Source organism: Natrialba sp. SSL1 (genome assembly GCF_001861355.1).
GTDB lineage: Archaea > Halobacteriota > Halobacteria > Halobacteriales > Natrialbaceae > Natrialba.
Map to the genome: position 1 here is coordinate 158,671 of NZ_MASN01000052.1, position 16,720 is coordinate 175,390.

Consider the following 16,720-nt stretch of genomic DNA (forward strand, 5'->3'; position numbering starts at 1 on the left):
CAGGGATGAGTGAAAGCATCGGTTCCGAAGCCCGAAGCACGGATTGGGGAGAGCGCTTAGACGAACCGGAACAGTCCCGCGAGAACGACCAGCAAGAGAAGTACCGGAACCACTCTGAGTGCCACGTTCCGAACCGGTAGTAGCCGCGCCTTGTTCGACCAGTTGACGAGCGAACAGCCGATCTGTACCGGTCCGAGGATATCGCGCCGCCGGAGTTTGGTCGCGTTCGCCGTTAGCTCGGTGGCCCACTCGAGGAACGGTCGAAGATCCGGATGGTCGATGCTGTCCCGGACGAGTTCGGCGCTCAACTCGATGTTGTACTCGAAGGCGACCTGTGTGATGTTCGCAGAGCCGATGATGCAGACCGGGTCCGGCCCGTCGCGAAGGTAGAGCTTTGCGTGGAGGCCGCGTGGGCGCTTGTACAGCGACACCTGGTCGTGCTCGTCGTTCGTCCAGAGGTCGTCGGCAATCCGTGCAGAGAACTGATCCGAGGCAGGGCCGACGACGACGATCAGTTCGTTCTCCCGCGAGCGCTCGAGAAACGAGATGACGTCGTCTCGGATCCGGCGATAGCCCTGGTACGTGAAGTAGCCGCTGATGAGATAGACCGTGCCGTCGGCGGCGAAGAGGTCGGCCAGCGCATCCTCGAACCGGCGCGTGCCGTCGACCGTTCCCAGCAACCGGACGGCAGGTTCGGCGTCGATCATTACCAGCCGTCACGACGCGCGGACGTATTGAACTCGGGGTGTCACGCGCTGTCAGTTTCGGCTGGCGGGGTCAGCGATCCAGTTCCAGGACGACCGGCCGATGATCCGACAACTGCACATCGAGCACGTCACAGCGCGCCACGTCGAGCGACGGCGAGCAACAGAACAGATCGAGCTGTCGCGAGCTAACGAGCCAGTCGTCGAACGGGCGCGCCGGCACCGTCTCGCCCGGCACCTGTAACTCGAGTGCTGTTCGTTGCGTGAACTCACGCAGTTCCTCGGTCGCGGCGAAGGTGTTGAAATCGCCGGTGACGACGACCTGCCGCCCGTCAGCGCGGTCGCGGATTAGGGCTGCAAGTTCCGAGAGCTGGCGCGCTCTGCTCCGCGCGCCCAGCGAAAGGTGGACCATGAACAGGACCACGTCGGCGGCGGCTTCGATCTCGAGGACCAGTCGCTTGCGACCGACAGAGAGGTAGTGGGGAACGATCGTGGGATTGCGGTCGGCGCGTGAGAGCACGCCGTTGCCGAGCTGGCCGAAGAACGGCAGCGACTGGACGAGTCCGCTGTCGCCGTACTTGTTCGCGATTTCGCCGCCATAGGAGAGGCCGCGTCGGCGGAGTGAGTCACGTAGCGTCTGGAACTGTCCGTCCGTAATCGTGCGGTGAGAGCCACGGTCGATCTCGAGTAGCGAGACGACGTCGGGGCGTTCGCGCTCGATGAGCGAGACGAGTTGCTCGAACGCCTGTCGCTCGGCGACGGTGTCGCCAAGGGTGGCACCGATCGGTGGCGGGACGTAGCCGCCGAGGACGTTCTGGTAGCCGAGCAGATAGCCAGCGTTGCAAGAGAGGATTTTCATTTGTATAGCAGCGAGCGGATGACGGATCAGAGGCCAGGGGAACGAGTGCAACGTGTGAATCACAACCCGGCGGATGCAGGTCGTCAGATCGTGACGCCATTCAGGTAGTGGTGCATATAACGATTACCCCGAGCACGGCCGACTCGTATGTGGACAGACGGAGACCGACGGAGAGGACGATCGAGGACAGCGACCACTACACGTCGGCTGGCACTGCGTCCTGTACAGGTTCCCACTCCTCGTCAGGATCGACTCGACCAGCACGGACGGCGTTAAGAATAGCCCCGAGCAGCAAGCAAAAACCACCGAAGTAGACCCACGTCAGGATCAACAGCACGGCCCCTGCGATGCCGAACAGCGCGACACTCTCCGATGTCGCGACGTAGAGCCGGAAGCCAAGCGCCAGCACCGTCCAGGAGAGCGCCGCGAAGGCCGTCCCCGGGAGGACCTCGCGGGCCGAAACGTCCGCCTGCGGGAAGAGATAGTACATCGGGAAGAAGAGTACGGTGAGAAGCCCCAGGAGGATGACGCCGCTGACAAGCGTCGCCACCACGCCGCCGACAAAGACCGAGACGCTGACACCGACGACGCTGACCAGCGCGACCCCGAGTGCAAGCGTCACGGTCAGCAACGCGGTGTTGAGCGCCGTCACGATCGTCACCGTCATCACACTCCCGACGTACGACTGGTTCTTTCGAGAGCCGTAAATTCCCGTAAACGCGCTGTTGACCGCTTGAAAGAGCCGTGCGCCACTCCACAGCAAGATTGCCAGCGCGAGCACACCTGCCCGGGCCAGATCGACGCCTGCGCCGCCAGTCACCTCGCTTGCATCGGACGTGAGCATCCCCTCGAGTCCGGCTGCCTCCTCAATGGTCTCGAGGAGCGGTTCGAGTGCGTCGACGAGCGTCATACCGACGAGCAGGAGGATGACCAGCGGGACGAGCGTGTTGAACGCGTGGTAGGCAAGTCCCGCAGCGGTGACGCTGATCTGGCGTTGGCGCGCGACTGCAGCGACGGAGCGAGCGAGCGGGAGGAGAGCCGTCGGTCCGGGGGCGGGTGGTGGGTCGGATGTGGATTCAGGTGCACTCGAGTCGCTGCCAGAGGTCATGGCTGTCAGAAGGAGACAACGGTGGGGCAGAAGTGGTTGGTGGTGGTGACAGCGGGTGCTGGTGTTGCTGTTGGTGCTGGTGCCGGTGTTGCTGTTTCCGTTGGTGCCGGTGTTGCTGTTTCCGTTGGTGCCGGTGTCGCTGTTGATGTTGCTGTCGGTGTCGGTGTCGGTGCTGTCAGTATCGGTGCTGTCGCAACTGTTGTCGCTGCTAACAAGGCTGGTGCAGATGGTCGCACCGGTGCTGGTGGGGTGACTAGCCGTCCGTAGCTGAAGACGACGCTCACTCGTCGTGAACGACCGACTGGACGTGGCCGACGACGCCGCTTTTCAGTTCGACCTTCGGACCGGCCGGATCGTCCTCATAGATCGTGCCGATCTCGCCGATGATCGGCTCCTGGTCCTCCGATTCAACGTCTTGATCGCCCTGGACGATTTCGACGGTGATCCCCTGGCGGAGTTCCTCCGCGGTTGGTCGATCGCTGGACATAGACGTTGGTGGGACAGGTCGCTCGAAAAGGGTGGTGCCTGCGTTTGCGTTTGCGTTCGCGGTGGCAGGGTGGAGTGAAACGGCTCAGGGTCCAGGTTTCGGTTTCGTCCTCGGACCTCAATTCACAGTCCTTAGTCCTCAGTCTCTTCGTCCTCGAAATCCAGCGCAACGGAGTTGATACAGTAGCGCTTGCCGGTCGGCTCCGGCCCGTCCTCAAAGACGTGGCCGAGGTGGCCGTCGCAGTTGGCACAGAGGACCTCCGTGCGTTGCATCCCGTGGCTGGTGTCGCGTCGCGTCTCGATCCGGTCGTCGTCGACGTCGTAGAAGCTCGGCCAGCCGCAGCCGGAGTCGTACTTCGTGTCGCCGTCGAACAGTTCGGCCCCGCAGCCGGCACACTCGTAGCTGCCGTCGGCCTTGTGGTCGACGTACTCGCCGCTGAAGGGAGCCTCGGTGCCCGCCTCACGAAGGACTCGGTACTCCTCCTCGTCGAGTTCTGCGCGCCACTCCGCGTCGCTCTTGTCGTTCGCCGGTCGCTGTTCCGACGCTGCTGCGCGCTCGCGGTCGTCGTTTCCCATGCGTCTAGCAAGAACTGAGACGGCCAAGAGTCTGTTGTAACACGACGTCGGTACGCCGGTTCGATGCCTCGCAAGTAGGTCGGTTCTCAGTCGGCTGTTGGGTGCCCCAGCGTTCGTCCACGACTTCCACGACTACCTGCTCGTAATGACGTCCGTGCTCTCGCAGTCCGGACACTGCGTCATGCGACCGAGTTTCGGGACGGTGATTCGATGCCACTGGTCGTCCCCGCCGGGGGCTTCGAAGCCACACCGCCGGCACCGCGACTGGCCACGGGATGTTGGTGTGCTGGCCATGTGTGACAGTATGGCAAAAGCGGGCATATAGGTTGGTACTCTCACGCACACTGATACGCGCGAGGATGGGGGTGCGACAGTGATAACACAAACCGGCACAACACTGGCCGAAGACACACACCTTGACGGTGATCGCCCGCCAACTCGTCCCAATGACTGTTTCCCAGACCGTCGAACTCGAGGGCCACATCATCGACTCCGGGTCGATGGGCCACTGTTTCGGGGCCGTCATGGAGATGGGCGGCGAGTTCGAAGTCGAGGAGTTCGAAGTCGGCCGTCACAAGCACGACGAGACGTACTGCCGGATGACCGTCACCGCGGAGACGCCGGCGGACCTCCGCGCGATCCTCCACGAACTCAACCAGCAGGGCGCGACCGTGACCGACCCACGGGACGCGACCATCGAGCCTGCGCCGGACGACCAGGTCGTCCCGGTCGACTTCTACTCGACGACGAACCACCCTACTTACGTCCGCGTCAACGGCGACTGGGTGGAGGTCGAGGATATCGAGATGGATTGTGCGCTCGTCGTCGAGAAAAATGGTGGTGAGAGTGACGGCGATGGCGGTGACAGCAGCGACGACGATGGCAGCGACAGCAGCGATAGCAATACCGACAGCGCCGAACCACGAGTCTACACCAAAGTCTTAAACGCCGTCGAGGAAGGCGACCTCGTCGTCACCGGCGAGAGCGGCATCCGCGTCGAACCGCCCGAGCGCCCGCGCAACGGCGGCGGCTCCTTCGGCTTCATGCAAGGCGGCGTCTCCAGCGAACGACCGTCCAAATCGCTGATCGAGGAAATCGCCGACGAGATGCGCGACGTACGCGAGAACGACGGCACCGTGCTCGCCGTCTGCGGCCCCGCGATCGTCCACTCGGGAGGACGCAACGCCCTCGCCGAACTCGTTCGAGAGGGGTACGTCGACGCGATCAGCGCGGGCAACGGCTTCGCCGTCCACGACCTGGAGCGAGACCTCTACGGTACCTCCCTCGGCGTCGACACCGAGAGCCTCGAACACCCACGGAAGGGACACAAACACCACATCTACACGATCAGCGAAATCGTCCGCCACGGCGGCATCCCCGAGGCCGTCGACGCCGGCGTCGTCGACGAGGGCGTGATGTACGAGTGTGTCCAAAACGACGTCCCCTACGTGCTTGCTGGCTCGATCCGCGACGACGGCCCGTTGCCCGATACCATCACGGACGCGATCGAGGCACAGGATGCAATCCGCAAGCAGGCCCAGGACGCCGACCTCGTGCTCATGCTCTCGACGCTCTTGCACTCCGTCGCCGTCGGCAACTGCCTGCCGTCGACGACCAAAACCGTCTGCGTCGACATCAACCCCGCAACCGTCACCCAACTGCTCGACCGCGGCAGCGCACAGGCCATCGGCCTCGTCACCGACATCGGCGCGTTCCTCCCGATGCTCACCGACGAGTTACTCGAGTCCGACTCGAGTGAGTCCAGTTCGAATTGAACTCCCAGAGAGCCAGCTGGCGATTCCATCCGAGTTCGCTCGTCCGTCAATTCGTTGGCCCGCGATCTGACGCTCCGTCGAACTGCAGTCAGGGCAAGGTATTTTATATCGTACTGTGGTACCTCGTATCCATCACCTGTCAGCGGCCAGTGGGTCGGAACCGACGCCTGTGATCGTGACACGGAGGGAGGATGCAACAGGAACACATCGACGCCAGCAAGCAGATTCAGCGACGGACCGGAAAGACGTTTTACCTCGCAACCAAATTCCTGCCCCAGCGCGTCCGCCACGCGACGCACGTCCTGTACGCCTTCTTCCGCATCGCCGACGAAATCGTCGACGACGCAGAGGGCGTACCTCCCGAAACCCAGCGCGCCGAACTCGAGTCCCTCCGCGCACAGGCACTCGGCGAGACCGACCCCGAGGACCCGGTTCTCGAGGCGTTCCAGACGCTCTGTGAGCGCTACGAGATTTCGAACGAAGAGATCAACGTCTTCATCGACGCGATGGCGACCGACATCACGAAGAGCCGTTACGAAACCGCCGCCGAACTCGATGACTATATGCGCGGCTCCGCGGCCGCCGTCGGCGTCATGATGACCGCGATCATGAAACCCGAGTTCCCCGAAACCGCCCGTCCGCACGCCATCAAACTCGGCGAAGCCTTCCAGTTGACCAACTTTCTGCGCGACGTACGCGAGGATATCCTCGACCGCGACCGGATCTACCTCCCGCAAGAAACGCTCCACAAACACGGTGTCGCGGACGAGCAGATCGCGGCACTCGAGTTCGACGAGTCGTTCGCGGCGGCGATGGCAGCGGAGTTACAGCGGACGGAGGCGCGGTACCGGGCGGGGGTGGCGGGGATTCGCTACCTACCGGACGATTGCCAGTTCCCGGTGCTCGTCGCGGCGGTGCTCTACGCGGAGCACCACGCGCTGATTCGTGCGCAGGGCTACGACGTGCTCACGTCGGAGCCGTCGCTGTCGACGGCGCGAAAGCTTCGGTGCGTCCTCCAGACGCGCTGGCACTGGCAGTGGAATCGCGATCCGGAGGCGGTGTTTCAGCGCGTTTCAGCCGTTCCCGCTGCTGACGCGAGCAGGGAGATGCGACACACCGAACACGGTGAGCGTACGCCGATTCAGTGACGGCCGGATGACCCCAGGTCGGTTCAGGTAGGAACTGCCGTCCGGAGCAGATCACGATCGTACCGGCCTGTGCTGAACAGTCCAAGGCAGAACAGGCCAGCGATGGCAGCGGGGACCCAGTTGCCGTAGAGCAGGTTGATCGACCCCCACAGCAGGACGAAGCTCACCAGATCGTCGAGGATGAACTCACAGGAGCGGACGCGATCGAGTAGTGCCTCGCGGTCGAACGCGAGGTCGACGAGCACGACCGCGATGGTCCCAGAGAGCAGCCAGCCGAGGTAGTTCGACACCGGAACGCCGTAGTAGACCCCTGCTGGGATAAACTCCCAGAAGCCAATCGCGACGGCCGCAGGATCGAGCACGAGGTCGACGGCGATCACCGCCGTGACGGCACCAGCCAGCCTGAGGACAGGATTGTGGTGTCGCTCACCGAGCACCAGTAGCGTCAACAGATAGGCGTTGAGCACCAGCGGGATGAAAAACAGCGGTAGCGCCAGTGGTACCTCGCCGAGGAGCATCGGCCCGAGCTGGATCGTATACTCGAACGCGCCGTAGGGCCAGTCGGTCCGCACGCCGACGATTTCGATCGCGTACGTGTACGCAGTTAACAGACCGAGACAGCCGAGCGCCCACCAGCCGATCCGAGGCAAAAGCCCGACGAGCAGCGGCGAGCGCATCACGGCGGTCCCGAAGAGCAACAGCAGCGGGTTGTACGCGAGGGGTTCCGGCAACAGCCCGAGATCACTCGCCACGAGCGTCACCGCACCGATGACCGGGAATACCACCGCGATGGTGAATCGGTTCTCACGGATGATGGACTCGAGTCGGTGCTGGAGCACAGCGCGCGAGCCCTCGCCGGCTCGAGTTGGAGTGGTTGGGGTCGAGGGGGACGAGGAGGGAGAGCCAGGAGTAGCGGTCGAGCCAGATTCAGAGCCAGAGGTCGAGGGAGACTCCGGCGACGTGCTCGCTTCCGAGCCCGAGTCCGGACTATCCATAGAGCATCACCCAGAGGCCGCCCATAGTCATCGCCGCGCCGACGACAGTGTTGATCGCCGGAAACCACCAGTAGGCGCGGTCGACGTCGATTCTGGTCGCGACGATAGTGGCGACGAGTGCCGGATAGACCAGTAACAGCGCACCGAGGCGCACGTCGAGCGCGGCGAACGCGCCCGCGCTGCCCAGCCAGCAGGCAGCACAGTAGCCGTACGTCCACGTTTCACCGAGGACGGTCGCAGTCGTACGGATCCCGGTCTCCCGGTCGGGTGCGATATCGGGAATCGCAGAGAACGTGTGCATTCCCATCGCCCAGAGCCAGGCACCTACAACGGCGAGCACTGGAGGCTGCGTGCCAGCGACCGCAGCATAGGCTGCCGCTCCCGGCGCGATGTAGAGCCCGTTCGAGACCGAGTCGAGGAACGGCGTTGTCTTGAACCGAACCGGCGGCGCGCTGTAGGCTGCGCCGAGAACGAGGAAGACGGCGATCCAGGGCCACGCCGCGCTCGGCACGAGCGGAACGAGGACGACTGCCAGCGCCGCACAGAGCGCAACGGCGACCGGCACGTACCCCTGGCCGCGGTAGCGCGCTTCCCGTTCGTCGGCCGCTTTCTTCGGGTTCTTCGCGTCTATCTCGCGGTCGTAGATGTCGTTGATTCCGTAGAGGAACACGTTCGCCGGTACGAGGAAGTACGCGAACAGCGCGACCGTCGCGAGCGTGACCAGGTCACCTGTGCCCTCAGCCGCGTAGGCGATGCCCACCAGCACGGGTCCGGCGAGGTAGAACCAGAATCGCGGGCGCGAGAGCGTGAACAGGTACGAGAGCGACTCGAAACCGCCTCGGCCAGCGGTCTCGCTGGCTCCGCTGGTATTCCCGTTGTCAGCACTGGCTGAAGGGGTGCTGTCGTCCGATACGTCGTCCGCACGAGAGGATGGAGAAAGCAGAGCGGTACTCGAGTCCCCCTCCACACGCAATCCCATCCTCGCAAGTCCAAGTATGCTCTCAGGCACTCCCATGATCCTCCAGTACGGCCTCAGCCGTCAGCTCGCCGCTGATCAGACACATCGGGACGCCGATTCCCGGCGTGGTATCGGCCCCGGTGAAATAGAGCCCGTCGACCTGCTTCGAGCGGTGTGGCGGACGGAACAGGGCCGTCTGTCTGAGCGTGTGGGCGAGCCCGAGTGCGGTCCCGTCGTAGCTGTTGTACCGACTGGCGAAGTCGGAGACACAGAAGTCCTCCTCGAAGACGATCCGATCGCGGAGGCTGGTTCCCGTGTACGTCTCGATATCGTCGAGGATGAGATCCCGATACTGGTCGCGCATTTCGGGGGTGTCCTCGAGTCCCGGTGCGATCGGGACGAGGACGAACAGCGCGCTGTGGCCGTCGGGCGCGACGGTGTCGTCGGTTTCGGAGGGGACACAGAGGTAGTACGCCGGGTCCTCGGGCCACTGCGGATCATCGAAGATCTGGCCGAAGTGCTCCTCCCAGTCGGTCGGGAGGACGAGCGTGTGGTGGGCAAGCTCGTCGACATCGCCCTCGACACCGAGATAGAGCAAGAACGCAGAGGGGGCGTAAGTTCGGGACTCCCAGTAGTCGGCGTCGTAGCCGCGCCGTTCGGGCGTGAGCAGTTCCTGTTCGGCATGCGCGTAATCGGTGTTGCTCACCACCAGATCCGGCCGGAGCGGCCCGTCGGTCGTCTCGACGAGGAACGCCCCTGTCCGGCCCTTGATTGTCGTCACCGGTCGCCCGGTATCGTACTGGACACCGAGTTCGCGGCCGAGCTCGACGAAGGCGTCGATGACGGCACCGATCCCGCCCTCGGGATACCAGACGCCGAGGTTGAAATCGACGTGGCTCATCAGGTTGTACAGCGCCGGCGTGTTCGACGGCGAGCCGCCGAGGAAGACCAGCGTGTACTGCATGATCTGTTGTAACTGTGGATGGTCGAAGTAGTCCTCGACGTGGCCCTGCATCGATCCGAGCAACGAGAGCCCGCGTGCCTGCCGCGCAACGGCCGGGTCGATGTAATCTCGCAGCCGCGGCCGATCCTCGTAGACGAAGTGCTCCATACCAACCTCGTAATTCTCTCGAGATTTCTCGAGGTAACGCTCGAGTGCCTCACCAGCGCCGTCTTCGTACATCTCGAACAGTTCCTTCGTTCGCTCCAGTTCCGGTGTGATGTCGATTCGGTCGCCCGGAATCTGGGCCGAGGCCGTCATCGCGGTTGTCGCTGGGGGGCTTCCATCTGTTCGTACTCGAGTCCCGTCTGATTCGAGACCCGGGCTTGTGTTCTCTTTGAAGAAAATTCGGTAGTGGGGATCGAGGTGCGTAAGGTCGTAGTAGTCCGTTGGCGTTCGATCGAAGGTGGCGAAGAATCGCTCGAAGACATCGGGCATCAGATACCAGGATGGACCCATGTCGAACCGGAAGCCGTCGCGTTCGAGGCGGCTCGCACGGCCGCCGAGTTGGTCGTTTTTTTCGACGACGCGAACGTCAGCGCCGGCGTCGGCGAGGTAGCAAGCGGTAGAGAGGCCGCCGACACCGGCTCCGACGACGACGACGGAGCTCCCGGAGAGTGGTTGCATAGTCGACCTGACTCTCGGTGGAGTGAAAAACCTAGGTCCTGACAGTGTGGGGCGCGAGGCGATAACGGGACGCCTTCTGGAGAAATAGCTGCTGCTGTGGTCGATCCGATTGGGTAACTCGAGGGCCGGAAACAGCTACGGTGTGATGGTATCGACCCTATTGCAAGACACGTTCGCGAGTGGGGGAGCGGCGGCTCTGTGGGGTGTAAGGGCGGATGTGAACGTGGCTGGAGCTATGGGTCCAACGCGGATATGGGTATAGAGATCAGCGCAGCGCTACTGCCACCGAAGTATAATTAGTCGATGTGGCCTTCGCGACGGAGCTGGTCGGCGTCCTGGCTGGTGTAGCGCCACTCGATCGTGGCCTTCTCGTCCTGCCAGTCCCAGGGCTCGGCGACGACAATGTCGTCTTGCTCGATCCAGGTTCGGTACTTCATTCGGCCTGGAATACGGCCGAGACGTTCCTCGCCGTCCTCACACCGCAGTTGCACGTGGTTGCCACCGAGGTGTTCGGTTACGACGGCGAATACTTCATCGCTGTTGGGCATACGGAGGTTCCGTCGCCCGGAGTCTTCTGTCACACCTGACCTACGTTCGGCAGACGTTTAAATCATCGGAAAGTCGTGGTACCACGCACCACAGCCCTGGTACGGGGAAATCAGCTATTTCAGTGAATACATATCAGTTGTGTTATAACTCGCGCTCTGAATCGGGGTTCTCGAGTTCCCACAACAGTTCTGGCAGGAAAGCCTCGAGGTTGTCAATGACGCGGCGTTCGCTGACGTTCAGGCCGTCACAGTGGTCGTGGGCAGACTCGCGGATGTCGACGTGGAGGTCGCCGTCCTCGAGCCAGACGCCGAGCGGGAAGACAGAACACCGCGCCGGTTTCCAGTCCTCTTCCAGATGTAACGAGCAGAGGCCATCCTCGCGGAGAAACGCGCAGGCGGCGCCGTCGTCTGCGACGTGTTCCTCTCGGTCTTTCTCCTCGCGCGTGACGAACTTCTCGCCGCGGAAGTCGGTCGTCGTCTCGGCGAGGTTCGCTCGCTGAGCGAGCTCGAGAAGGTCCCGATCGTAGAGGAGGACGCCGTGGTGACAGCACCAAGTGCAGTCGTCGACGCACTCGAAGGTGAGATCGGGATCGAACTCGACGACGGCCTCGCGGTCGGGGTAGACTTCGACACGTCGTGTCGCGTCAGCGCTCACGTGTTCGTGGAGATGGTTCGCGCTGAAGTGCCTTTCTACCTTCCGACCGGAACCGATTGTGGACCGGAGTCGTCTGCGGACGACTGTTCGAGACGAACAGTTATACTCGTCGATAGAAAACCGTACAGCAAGCAACGGATGCCCGACCAACCGCACAACGAGCAAGAGATACCCGACCGATTCACCGAAATTCTCGGCGGTGCTGGCTTCGTCTTCCTCGTCTCGTACGTCCTCACGGTGCCAGCGCGTGATGCCTGGTCGACGGTCGATGCCTGGGTCGGCGAACCGGGACTAATCCTCTCGCTGGTACTCGTCTGCGCCGTCTCCGGGGCGCTGTTCTCGCGGCTCACCGGGGTGCGCACCGACTCTCTCCTTGCCGGGGGATTTCCCGTCTACGTCGCTTGGTGGGGCTACCTCGAGGTGACCGCGGGGCCGTTCGACAGCCCCGTACACATTCTCCTCGGTGCCTTCTTCCTGATCGGATTTGGTCTCGGTGCGAAGGGTGGCGAACGCCTCGGTAATGGGAGCGGTTGGCGGGCGAACACCGCCGGATGAGAGTGGCTACCGGCTCGTCTCGGCAACCGTATTCCGCAGCGTTCCGACACCCTCGTAGGTTATTTCGACCGTGTCACCAGGTTCGACGAGGCCGGGGTTGGCGGGACTGCCGAAGGCGACGACGTCGCCCGGGCGGAACGTAAACCGCTTCGAGAGGTACGAGATGATTTCGGCAACATCGAACAGCATCAGATCCGTCGTCGCTTCCTGGCGGCGTTCGCCCGCCACGTCGGTGTGCATCTCGATTTCTGTGTCCGTCGCGTCGAGTTCGGTTTCAATCCACGGTCCGAGCGGGCCTGAGCCGTCGAACGCCTTCCGCGCGGTGCGACCCTGCTGGTCGAGTGCGTCCACGTCGTTCATGATCGTGTAGCCGCGGACGACCTCAGATACTTCGTCCTCGGTCACGTCGTGGCACTCCTCGTCGATGACGGCCGCGAGTTCACCTGCGTACGTGAGTTCGTCGGTGAACGCAGGGTAGGGAATCGGCTCCTCGTGGGCCAGTAACGATGCCGGCGGTTTGATGAAGAAATCCGGCTCCTCGGGACGCTCGTACTCCATCTGCTCGAGCGTCTCGGCGTAGTTTCGACCGACGCAGTAGAGCGCCGTCGGCTCGCAGGGTGGGAGCAGGTCGCCGTCGACGCCGACCTCGTACGTGCTGTCGTCGGTGTCGTCCGTCGGGTGAACGACGCCGTCCTCGTACCGCCCAACCACCGGCCCGTCCTCGGTCTCGATCCGTGCGAGTCGCATACAGGGGGTCGTGAACCGATCGAAGTAGGCCTACCGGTTCGATTTCGGACGTGTCCGACAGCCGCGTGTTACGTTTTTGACGGTGCTCGTCGGAGTGGCCTCCGCATGTCCGACCACGACAGCGACGTATTAGTTTCGGCGGATTGGGTCGAAGACCACCTAGATGAGTTTCAGGCGGACGAGCCGGACTACCGGCTCGTGGAGGTCAACAGCCCCGAGTCTCCCGACGAAGGCGATTTCCCCTCGCGGTACGACGAAGGCCACATCCCCGGAGCGATCGGGATGCAGTGGGACGAAGACCTCTCCGATCAGGACCAGCGAGACATCCTAAAGAAGGACGACTTCGAGGCGACAGTCGGCGAACATGGTATCAGTGAGGACTCCACGGTCGTCTTCTACGGCAACGGTTGGATTCCGAACTGGTTCGCGCTCTTTGCCTACTGGGAGTTCAAATACTACGGCCACGACGACGCGCGCGTTCTCGACGGCGGCAAGGACTACTGGGTGAACGAGGACTATCCGCTAACCGACGAGGTGCCCGACTTCGATTCCGTCGAGTACACCGCGAAGGGACCGTTCGAGAGCATCCGCGCCTACAAAGACGACGTGGACAAGGCCCGCGAGGCCGGCATCCCGATGGTCGACGTTCGCTCACCGGAGGAGTTCTCCGGCGAACTTATCGCCCCCGAGGGACTGCAGGAAACCGCCCAGCGTGGCGGCCACATCCCCGGCGCGTCGAACGTCCCGGTGAAGACCAACCTGCGCGACGACGGCCGATTCAAGGAGCCGGACGAGCTCGAGGAACTGTACGCAGACGAGGGCATCGACGGCGACGAATCCGTCGTCACCTACTGTCGCGTCGGCGAGCGCTCCGCAATCGCGTGGTTCGCGCTCCACGAGTTACTCGAGTACGACGACGTGCACAACTACGACGGCTCTTGGACAGAGTGGGGGAATCTCGTTCGCGCGCCGATCGAGCGGGGTGAGGCGGAGTGAAGTGTGGTGGTATGGGTGGTGTGGTCGGTGTGGGTTGAGTAGTTGACTAGCGGTGTGACGTGACTGCGGGTGGCTTCGCCAGAGCCGTTTCTGCTGTGGCCGAGGGTCGACGGGAGACAGTCGGCTTACTCCTCGAGAACGAGGTACGTACGCGCACCCCGGTGCTCGAGTGAGACCTGGTCGGTGTCGACGTCAGTCCGATCGTGGATGAACTCCTCGACGCCAGCCGCGTGCAGTTCGGTGACTTCGATTCGTTCGCGCTGAGCGGCTGCGCTGTGGCCGGCTTCGTCCTCGGTGAGCTCGCCTCGGGAGCGGTCATCACTTCGGTCGACGATCAGTGTCATACGCATCACTTGGACTGACAGTATGTCAATCCGATCCGTCCGTGGTGAAAGTGAAAGTGGTCGGTATCGAACCTCTCTCGTTCGAATTCTCCCGGGTGAAATTCACTGTCGACACGCTATACTGGTCGGCAACGCTCTCCGCTCAGCCGAGCGACTTGACATCGACCGTTCGCTGGCCATTCTCTGTATCAATCTGAACTGACTCAAGAATTGCCTCACGCGCCTGTGCCTGCCACTCCTCGACAGCTTCTGCATGGCGCTTACGGCGGTTGGCGGAGCCAGTATCGGTAGCAATAGCAGAATCAGTCTCATTCTCCGCATTATCCGCATCATCCGCACCGCCCTCGCTTCTCCCCTCACCGGCTGGCCCTCCACCGGCCGCCACCTCGTCGAACGCCGGATAGGCCTCGAGCACGTCGGACTCGAGTACGTTCGCCGGCCGAACGTGAACCGCACCGGTCAGTTCGGCATCGTCGTGTCGGTAGACGTGGATACGAGCGCGCATCCGGCCGTGGAACGGGGGCGTGATCCGGAGGACGGCCTCGCCGGGATTCTCCTGTGTATAGGCGTAGGCGTCGACGACATCGGCTGGCGAGACGGCGATCGATCGAATCGCTGCCGGATCCAAGTCGGAGTCGTCAGCCATCGGTGTGGCTTCGGTTCGGAGGGAGTTAATCCTGGCCGTCGTGGCCAATCTCTGCGTTCTGACTGGGAACGGGATCAACGTCCTGAGCGTCAGCCCCCGGCGGTTCGAACACCGTCGCCTCAACGTCGGTCGAAACACCGTACGCCGCGTCCGCAACGGAAGCAGGGAGCGCGTACTCGTCTCCCTCGTAGTGGACGCGGAGCGACGATTGAACCGCCTCACGGACACAGGCCCGTGTCGCCGCGCCAACGCGAGTCGCGCTGCCGGTGAACTCGTCTGAGTCGCCCGCCGGATCGTGGCCGACGATCACCGCGTCGGTCGTCGTTCCCGGGAAACCGGTTTCGGCGAGCAGCGTCGCGGTCTTGGCCTCGACGGCGACCGCCAGAAGGTTCGCGAGCGCGCCGGACTCGAGTGCGCGCGTGGTTCCGACGATGACGTTAACGGTGCCGATGGTGGTCGCTGTGTCATCCGTCTCGCTAGTCTGAGCGTCTGTGGGAGGCAGCGAACCACCCGCGGGATCCATCGGAAGCGCGGCGGGGTTCGAGATGCCGGCGGTTGCGTACGCCGTGACGGGACCGCAGTGTGCGCCGCGGGCGTCGGCCATATCCACGCCGGTGAGGAGCGCCGGTCCTGGTTGCCGTTGCTGTTGGTTGGCGTCCGATCGACCATCGCGGCCGGGAGACGCCCCTTCCTGAAACCCCGCCCGTTCGAGTCGCGACGCGACGTACGCGCCGAGTTCCTGGCGGCCCCAGCCGTCTGGAACCGAGATGTTGTACGCAGCCTCGGACTGCCAGCGGCCGCCGTTCCAGCCACTCGAGAGCCACTCGGTTCCGGGTCGGGACACCCGAAGCACGCCGGCGCGGCGAACGGCCTGATAGGCGGGCTCGTCGGCGGTCATCGGTCACCGTCGCCGTCCGTATCCTCCGGCTCGCCAGCGCCGAGCGCCGCGAGCACCCGATCGTTCGTCTCCCGATCTTTGATTGCGATTCGGATGTGCGAGTCGAGCGCCCGGAACGTACGGGCATCGCGGATGGCCACCCCGCGCTCGCGCGCCGTCTCGATCACGTCGGTGACGTTGTGCTCTCCAACGTCACACAGCAGATACGGCGCGTCCGACGGCGCAACGTCGAACCCGAGTTCGGTCTCCACCCGCTCGCGAACTCGCGCGCGCTCCTCGGTGACTCGCTCGCGTGTCTCGTGGACGAACTCGTCCTGTCGGAGACAGTACGCACCGACGCGCGCGGCCGGCGTTCCGAGAGACCACGCGCGACGGGCCGACTCGAGTGCCCGACGATTCTCACCGAACCCGATGGCGAAGCCGGCGCGTAGACCCGGCAGGCCGAACAGCTTGGTGAGTGAGCGGGCAACGATGACGTGTTCGCGGCCGTGCGCGTAGTCGGACTCGAGTGCAGCGGCTGCCGCGGAGGGTAAGTCGGTAAAGCCGAGAAACGCCTCGTCGACGAGCAGCGTCGTTCCCGCCTCCGCACAGCGGTTCGCGAACGCGACGAGGTCGGCCACCTCGACCGCGTCACCCGTCGGATTGTTCGGCGTGCAGATAATCGCGAGCGAGGTGGACTCGAGTGCAGCCGTGCGCAGCGACAGGAGGTCGTCGTAGCGGACGAACTGCGGCGTTGCACCTTGTAGGCGAACTTCGCGGGCGTACTCGCCAAAACTGGGGTACGGGACGAGCGCCTCGTCGCCGGGCTCAAGCGCGAGTTCCATCGCTAGTCGAATCGCGGCCAGCCCGCCGGGTGTTGGGATCACCTGATCGGAGTCACAGCCCACGAAGTCGGCTGCCGAAGCCCGAAACTCGGCGTACTCGTCGTCGGGATAGCGGCGGGACTCCTCGAGTGCACTGCGGTAGATTTCGCCGACGCCGTCGGGCGTGTTCGGGTTGGTGTTCGCCGAGGCATCGACGACGGCCGGGTCGGGTTCGCCGCCGTGGGGAACACGACCGATGGTGTGAATGGAGTTAGAGTCCATGGTCGGCTTC

Annotated in this window: 21 protein-coding genes; 5 read left to right on the plus strand and 16 right to left on the minus strand. The window is 63.6% G+C overall.

All coding sequences use genetic code 11. The features are described 5' to 3' along the window. Window positions 1–56: 56 nt before the first annotated feature. From BBD46_RS18040 to BBD46_RS18050, 3 genes are all read right to left on the minus strand, one after another. Window positions 57–707: a phospholipase D family protein gene (locus tag BBD46_RS18040; protein ID WP_071403059.1), complete on the minus strand. Its 651-nt coding sequence runs from the start codon at window positions 705–707 to the stop codon at window positions 57–59. Between the two features lie 70 nt (window positions 708–777). Then, window positions 778–1,563: an endonuclease/exonuclease/phosphatase family protein gene (locus tag BBD46_RS18045; RefSeq protein WP_071403060.1), complete on the minus strand. Its 786-nt coding sequence runs from the start codon at window positions 1,561–1,563 to the stop codon at window positions 778–780. Between the two features lie 196 nt (window positions 1,564–1,759). Further along, the gene (locus BBD46_RS18050; protein WP_071403061.1) at window positions 1,760–2,671 is read right to left on the minus strand and encodes a YihY/virulence factor BrkB family protein; all 912 of its coding nucleotides are present in this window, start codon (window positions 2,669–2,671) and stop codon (window positions 1,760–1,762) included. A 55-nt stretch (window positions 2,672–2,726) separates the two neighbouring features. Between BBD46_RS18050 and BBD46_RS22790 the strand changes: the two genes are divergently transcribed. Then, window positions 2,727–2,924, plus strand: coding sequence for a hypothetical protein (locus BBD46_RS22790; RefSeq protein WP_071403062.1), 198 nt, complete (start codon window positions 2,727–2,729; stop codon window positions 2,922–2,924). Between the two features lie 27 nt (window positions 2,925–2,951). Here the strand turns inward: BBD46_RS22790 and BBD46_RS18060 are convergent, their stop codons facing one another. From BBD46_RS18060 to BBD46_RS22795, 3 genes are all read right to left on the minus strand, one after another. Continuing rightward, a complete protein-coding gene (locus BBD46_RS18060; RefSeq protein WP_071403063.1) occupies window positions 2,952–3,158 on the minus strand; it encodes a DUF2196 domain-containing protein in 207 nt (68 codons plus the stop codon). A gap of 131 nt (window positions 3,159–3,289) precedes the next feature. After that, complete coding sequence (msrB, locus tag BBD46_RS18065) at window positions 3,290–3,733, minus strand: peptide-methionine (R)-S-oxide reductase MsrB (RefSeq protein ID WP_071403064.1); 444 nt, start codon at window positions 3,731–3,733, stop codon at window positions 3,290–3,292. A 132-nt stretch (window positions 3,734–3,865) separates the two neighbouring features. Next, window positions 3,866–4,027 carry a hypothetical protein gene (locus BBD46_RS22795; RefSeq protein WP_171908248.1) on the minus strand — a complete coding sequence of 54 codons (162 nt, stop codon included), beginning with the start codon at window positions 4,025–4,027 and terminating at the stop codon, window positions 3,866–3,868. Between the two features lie 152 nt (window positions 4,028–4,179). Here BBD46_RS22795 and BBD46_RS18070 point away from each other — a divergent pair, with 152 nt between their 5' ends. Then, entirely contained in the window at window positions 4,180–5,508 is a 1,329-nt protein-coding gene (locus BBD46_RS18070; protein ID WP_071403065.1) for a hypothetical protein, read from the plus strand. Between the two features lie 191 nt (window positions 5,509–5,699). Beyond that, on the plus strand, window positions 5,700–6,656 hold the full coding sequence (locus tag BBD46_RS18075; protein ID WP_071403066.1) for a phytoene/squalene synthase family protein: 957 nt from the start codon (window positions 5,700–5,702) through the stop codon (window positions 6,654–6,656). A 23-nt stretch (window positions 6,657–6,679) separates the two neighbouring features. Here BBD46_RS18075 and cruF read toward each other — a convergent pair whose 3' ends face one another. From cruF to BBD46_RS18100, 5 genes are all read right to left on the minus strand, one after another. Beyond that, on the minus strand, window positions 6,680–7,651 hold the full coding sequence (gene cruF / locus BBD46_RS18080; protein ID WP_394326835.1) for a bisanhydrobacterioruberin hydratase: 972 nt from the start codon (window positions 7,649–7,651) through the stop codon (window positions 6,680–6,682). Then, the gene (locus BBD46_RS18085) at window positions 7,644–8,630 is read right to left on the minus strand and encodes a prenyltransferase (RefSeq protein WP_253184600.1); all 987 of its coding nucleotides are present in this window, start codon (window positions 8,628–8,630) and stop codon (window positions 7,644–7,646) included. The genes cruF and BBD46_RS18085 overlap by 8 nt, the downstream gene beginning before the upstream one ends. 22 nt (window positions 8,631–8,652) lie before the next feature. Beyond that, on the minus strand, window positions 8,653–10,236 hold the full coding sequence (locus tag BBD46_RS18090) for a phytoene desaturase family protein (RefSeq protein WP_071403068.1): 1,584 nt from the start codon (window positions 10,234–10,236) through the stop codon (window positions 8,653–8,655). A 296-nt stretch (window positions 10,237–10,532) separates the two neighbouring features. After that, on the minus strand, window positions 10,533–10,817 hold the full coding sequence (locus BBD46_RS18095; protein WP_076738713.1) for a translation initiation factor eIF-1A: 285 nt from the start codon (window positions 10,815–10,817) through the stop codon (window positions 10,533–10,535). Between the two features lie 109 nt (window positions 10,818–10,926). After that, a complete protein-coding gene (locus BBD46_RS18100) occupies window positions 10,927–11,439 on the minus strand; it encodes a YkgJ family cysteine cluster protein (RefSeq protein WP_071403069.1) in 513 nt (170 codons plus the stop codon). Between the two features lie 138 nt (window positions 11,440–11,577). Between BBD46_RS18100 and BBD46_RS18105 the strand changes: the two genes are divergently transcribed. Further along, window positions 11,578–11,994, plus strand: coding sequence for an MFS transporter (locus BBD46_RS18105; protein ID WP_071403179.1), 417 nt, complete (start codon window positions 11,578–11,580; stop codon window positions 11,992–11,994). A gap of 6 nt (window positions 11,995–12,000) precedes the next feature. Here the strand turns inward: BBD46_RS18105 and BBD46_RS18110 are convergent, their stop codons facing one another. Then, window positions 12,001–12,741 (minus strand): fumarylacetoacetate hydrolase family protein, encoded by a 741-nt coding sequence (locus BBD46_RS18110; protein WP_071403070.1) that lies wholly within the window; start codon window positions 12,739–12,741, stop codon window positions 12,001–12,003. A 105-nt stretch (window positions 12,742–12,846) separates the two neighbouring features. Between BBD46_RS18110 and BBD46_RS18115 the strand changes: the two genes are divergently transcribed. After that, window positions 12,847–13,737: a sulfurtransferase gene (locus BBD46_RS18115; RefSeq protein ID WP_071403071.1), complete on the plus strand. Its 891-nt coding sequence runs from the start codon at window positions 12,847–12,849 to the stop codon at window positions 13,735–13,737. Window positions 13,738–13,862: 125 nt separating this feature from the next. Here BBD46_RS18115 and BBD46_RS18120 read toward each other — a convergent pair whose 3' ends face one another. From BBD46_RS18120 to BBD46_RS18135, 4 genes are all read right to left on the minus strand, one after another. Then, window positions 13,863–14,081: a hypothetical protein gene (locus BBD46_RS18120; protein ID WP_071403072.1), complete on the minus strand. Its 219-nt coding sequence runs from the start codon at window positions 14,079–14,081 to the stop codon at window positions 13,863–13,865. Between the two features lie 142 nt (window positions 14,082–14,223). Then, window positions 14,224–14,727 carry a hypothetical protein gene (locus BBD46_RS18125; RefSeq protein WP_071403073.1) on the minus strand — a complete coding sequence of 168 codons (504 nt, stop codon included), beginning with the start codon at window positions 14,725–14,727 and terminating at the stop codon, window positions 14,224–14,226. A gap of 25 nt (window positions 14,728–14,752) precedes the next feature. Continuing rightward, on the minus strand, window positions 14,753–15,625 hold the full coding sequence (locus BBD46_RS18130; RefSeq protein WP_071403074.1) for an adenosylcobinamide amidohydrolase: 873 nt from the start codon (window positions 15,623–15,625) through the stop codon (window positions 14,753–14,755). Next, the gene (locus BBD46_RS18135; RefSeq protein ID WP_071403075.1) at window positions 15,622–16,710 is read right to left on the minus strand and encodes a pyridoxal phosphate-dependent aminotransferase; all 1,089 of its coding nucleotides are present in this window, start codon (window positions 16,708–16,710) and stop codon (window positions 15,622–15,624) included. Before BBD46_RS18135 ends, BBD46_RS18130 begins: the two co-directional genes overlap by 4 nt. Window positions 16,711–16,720: the final 10 nt, after the last annotated feature.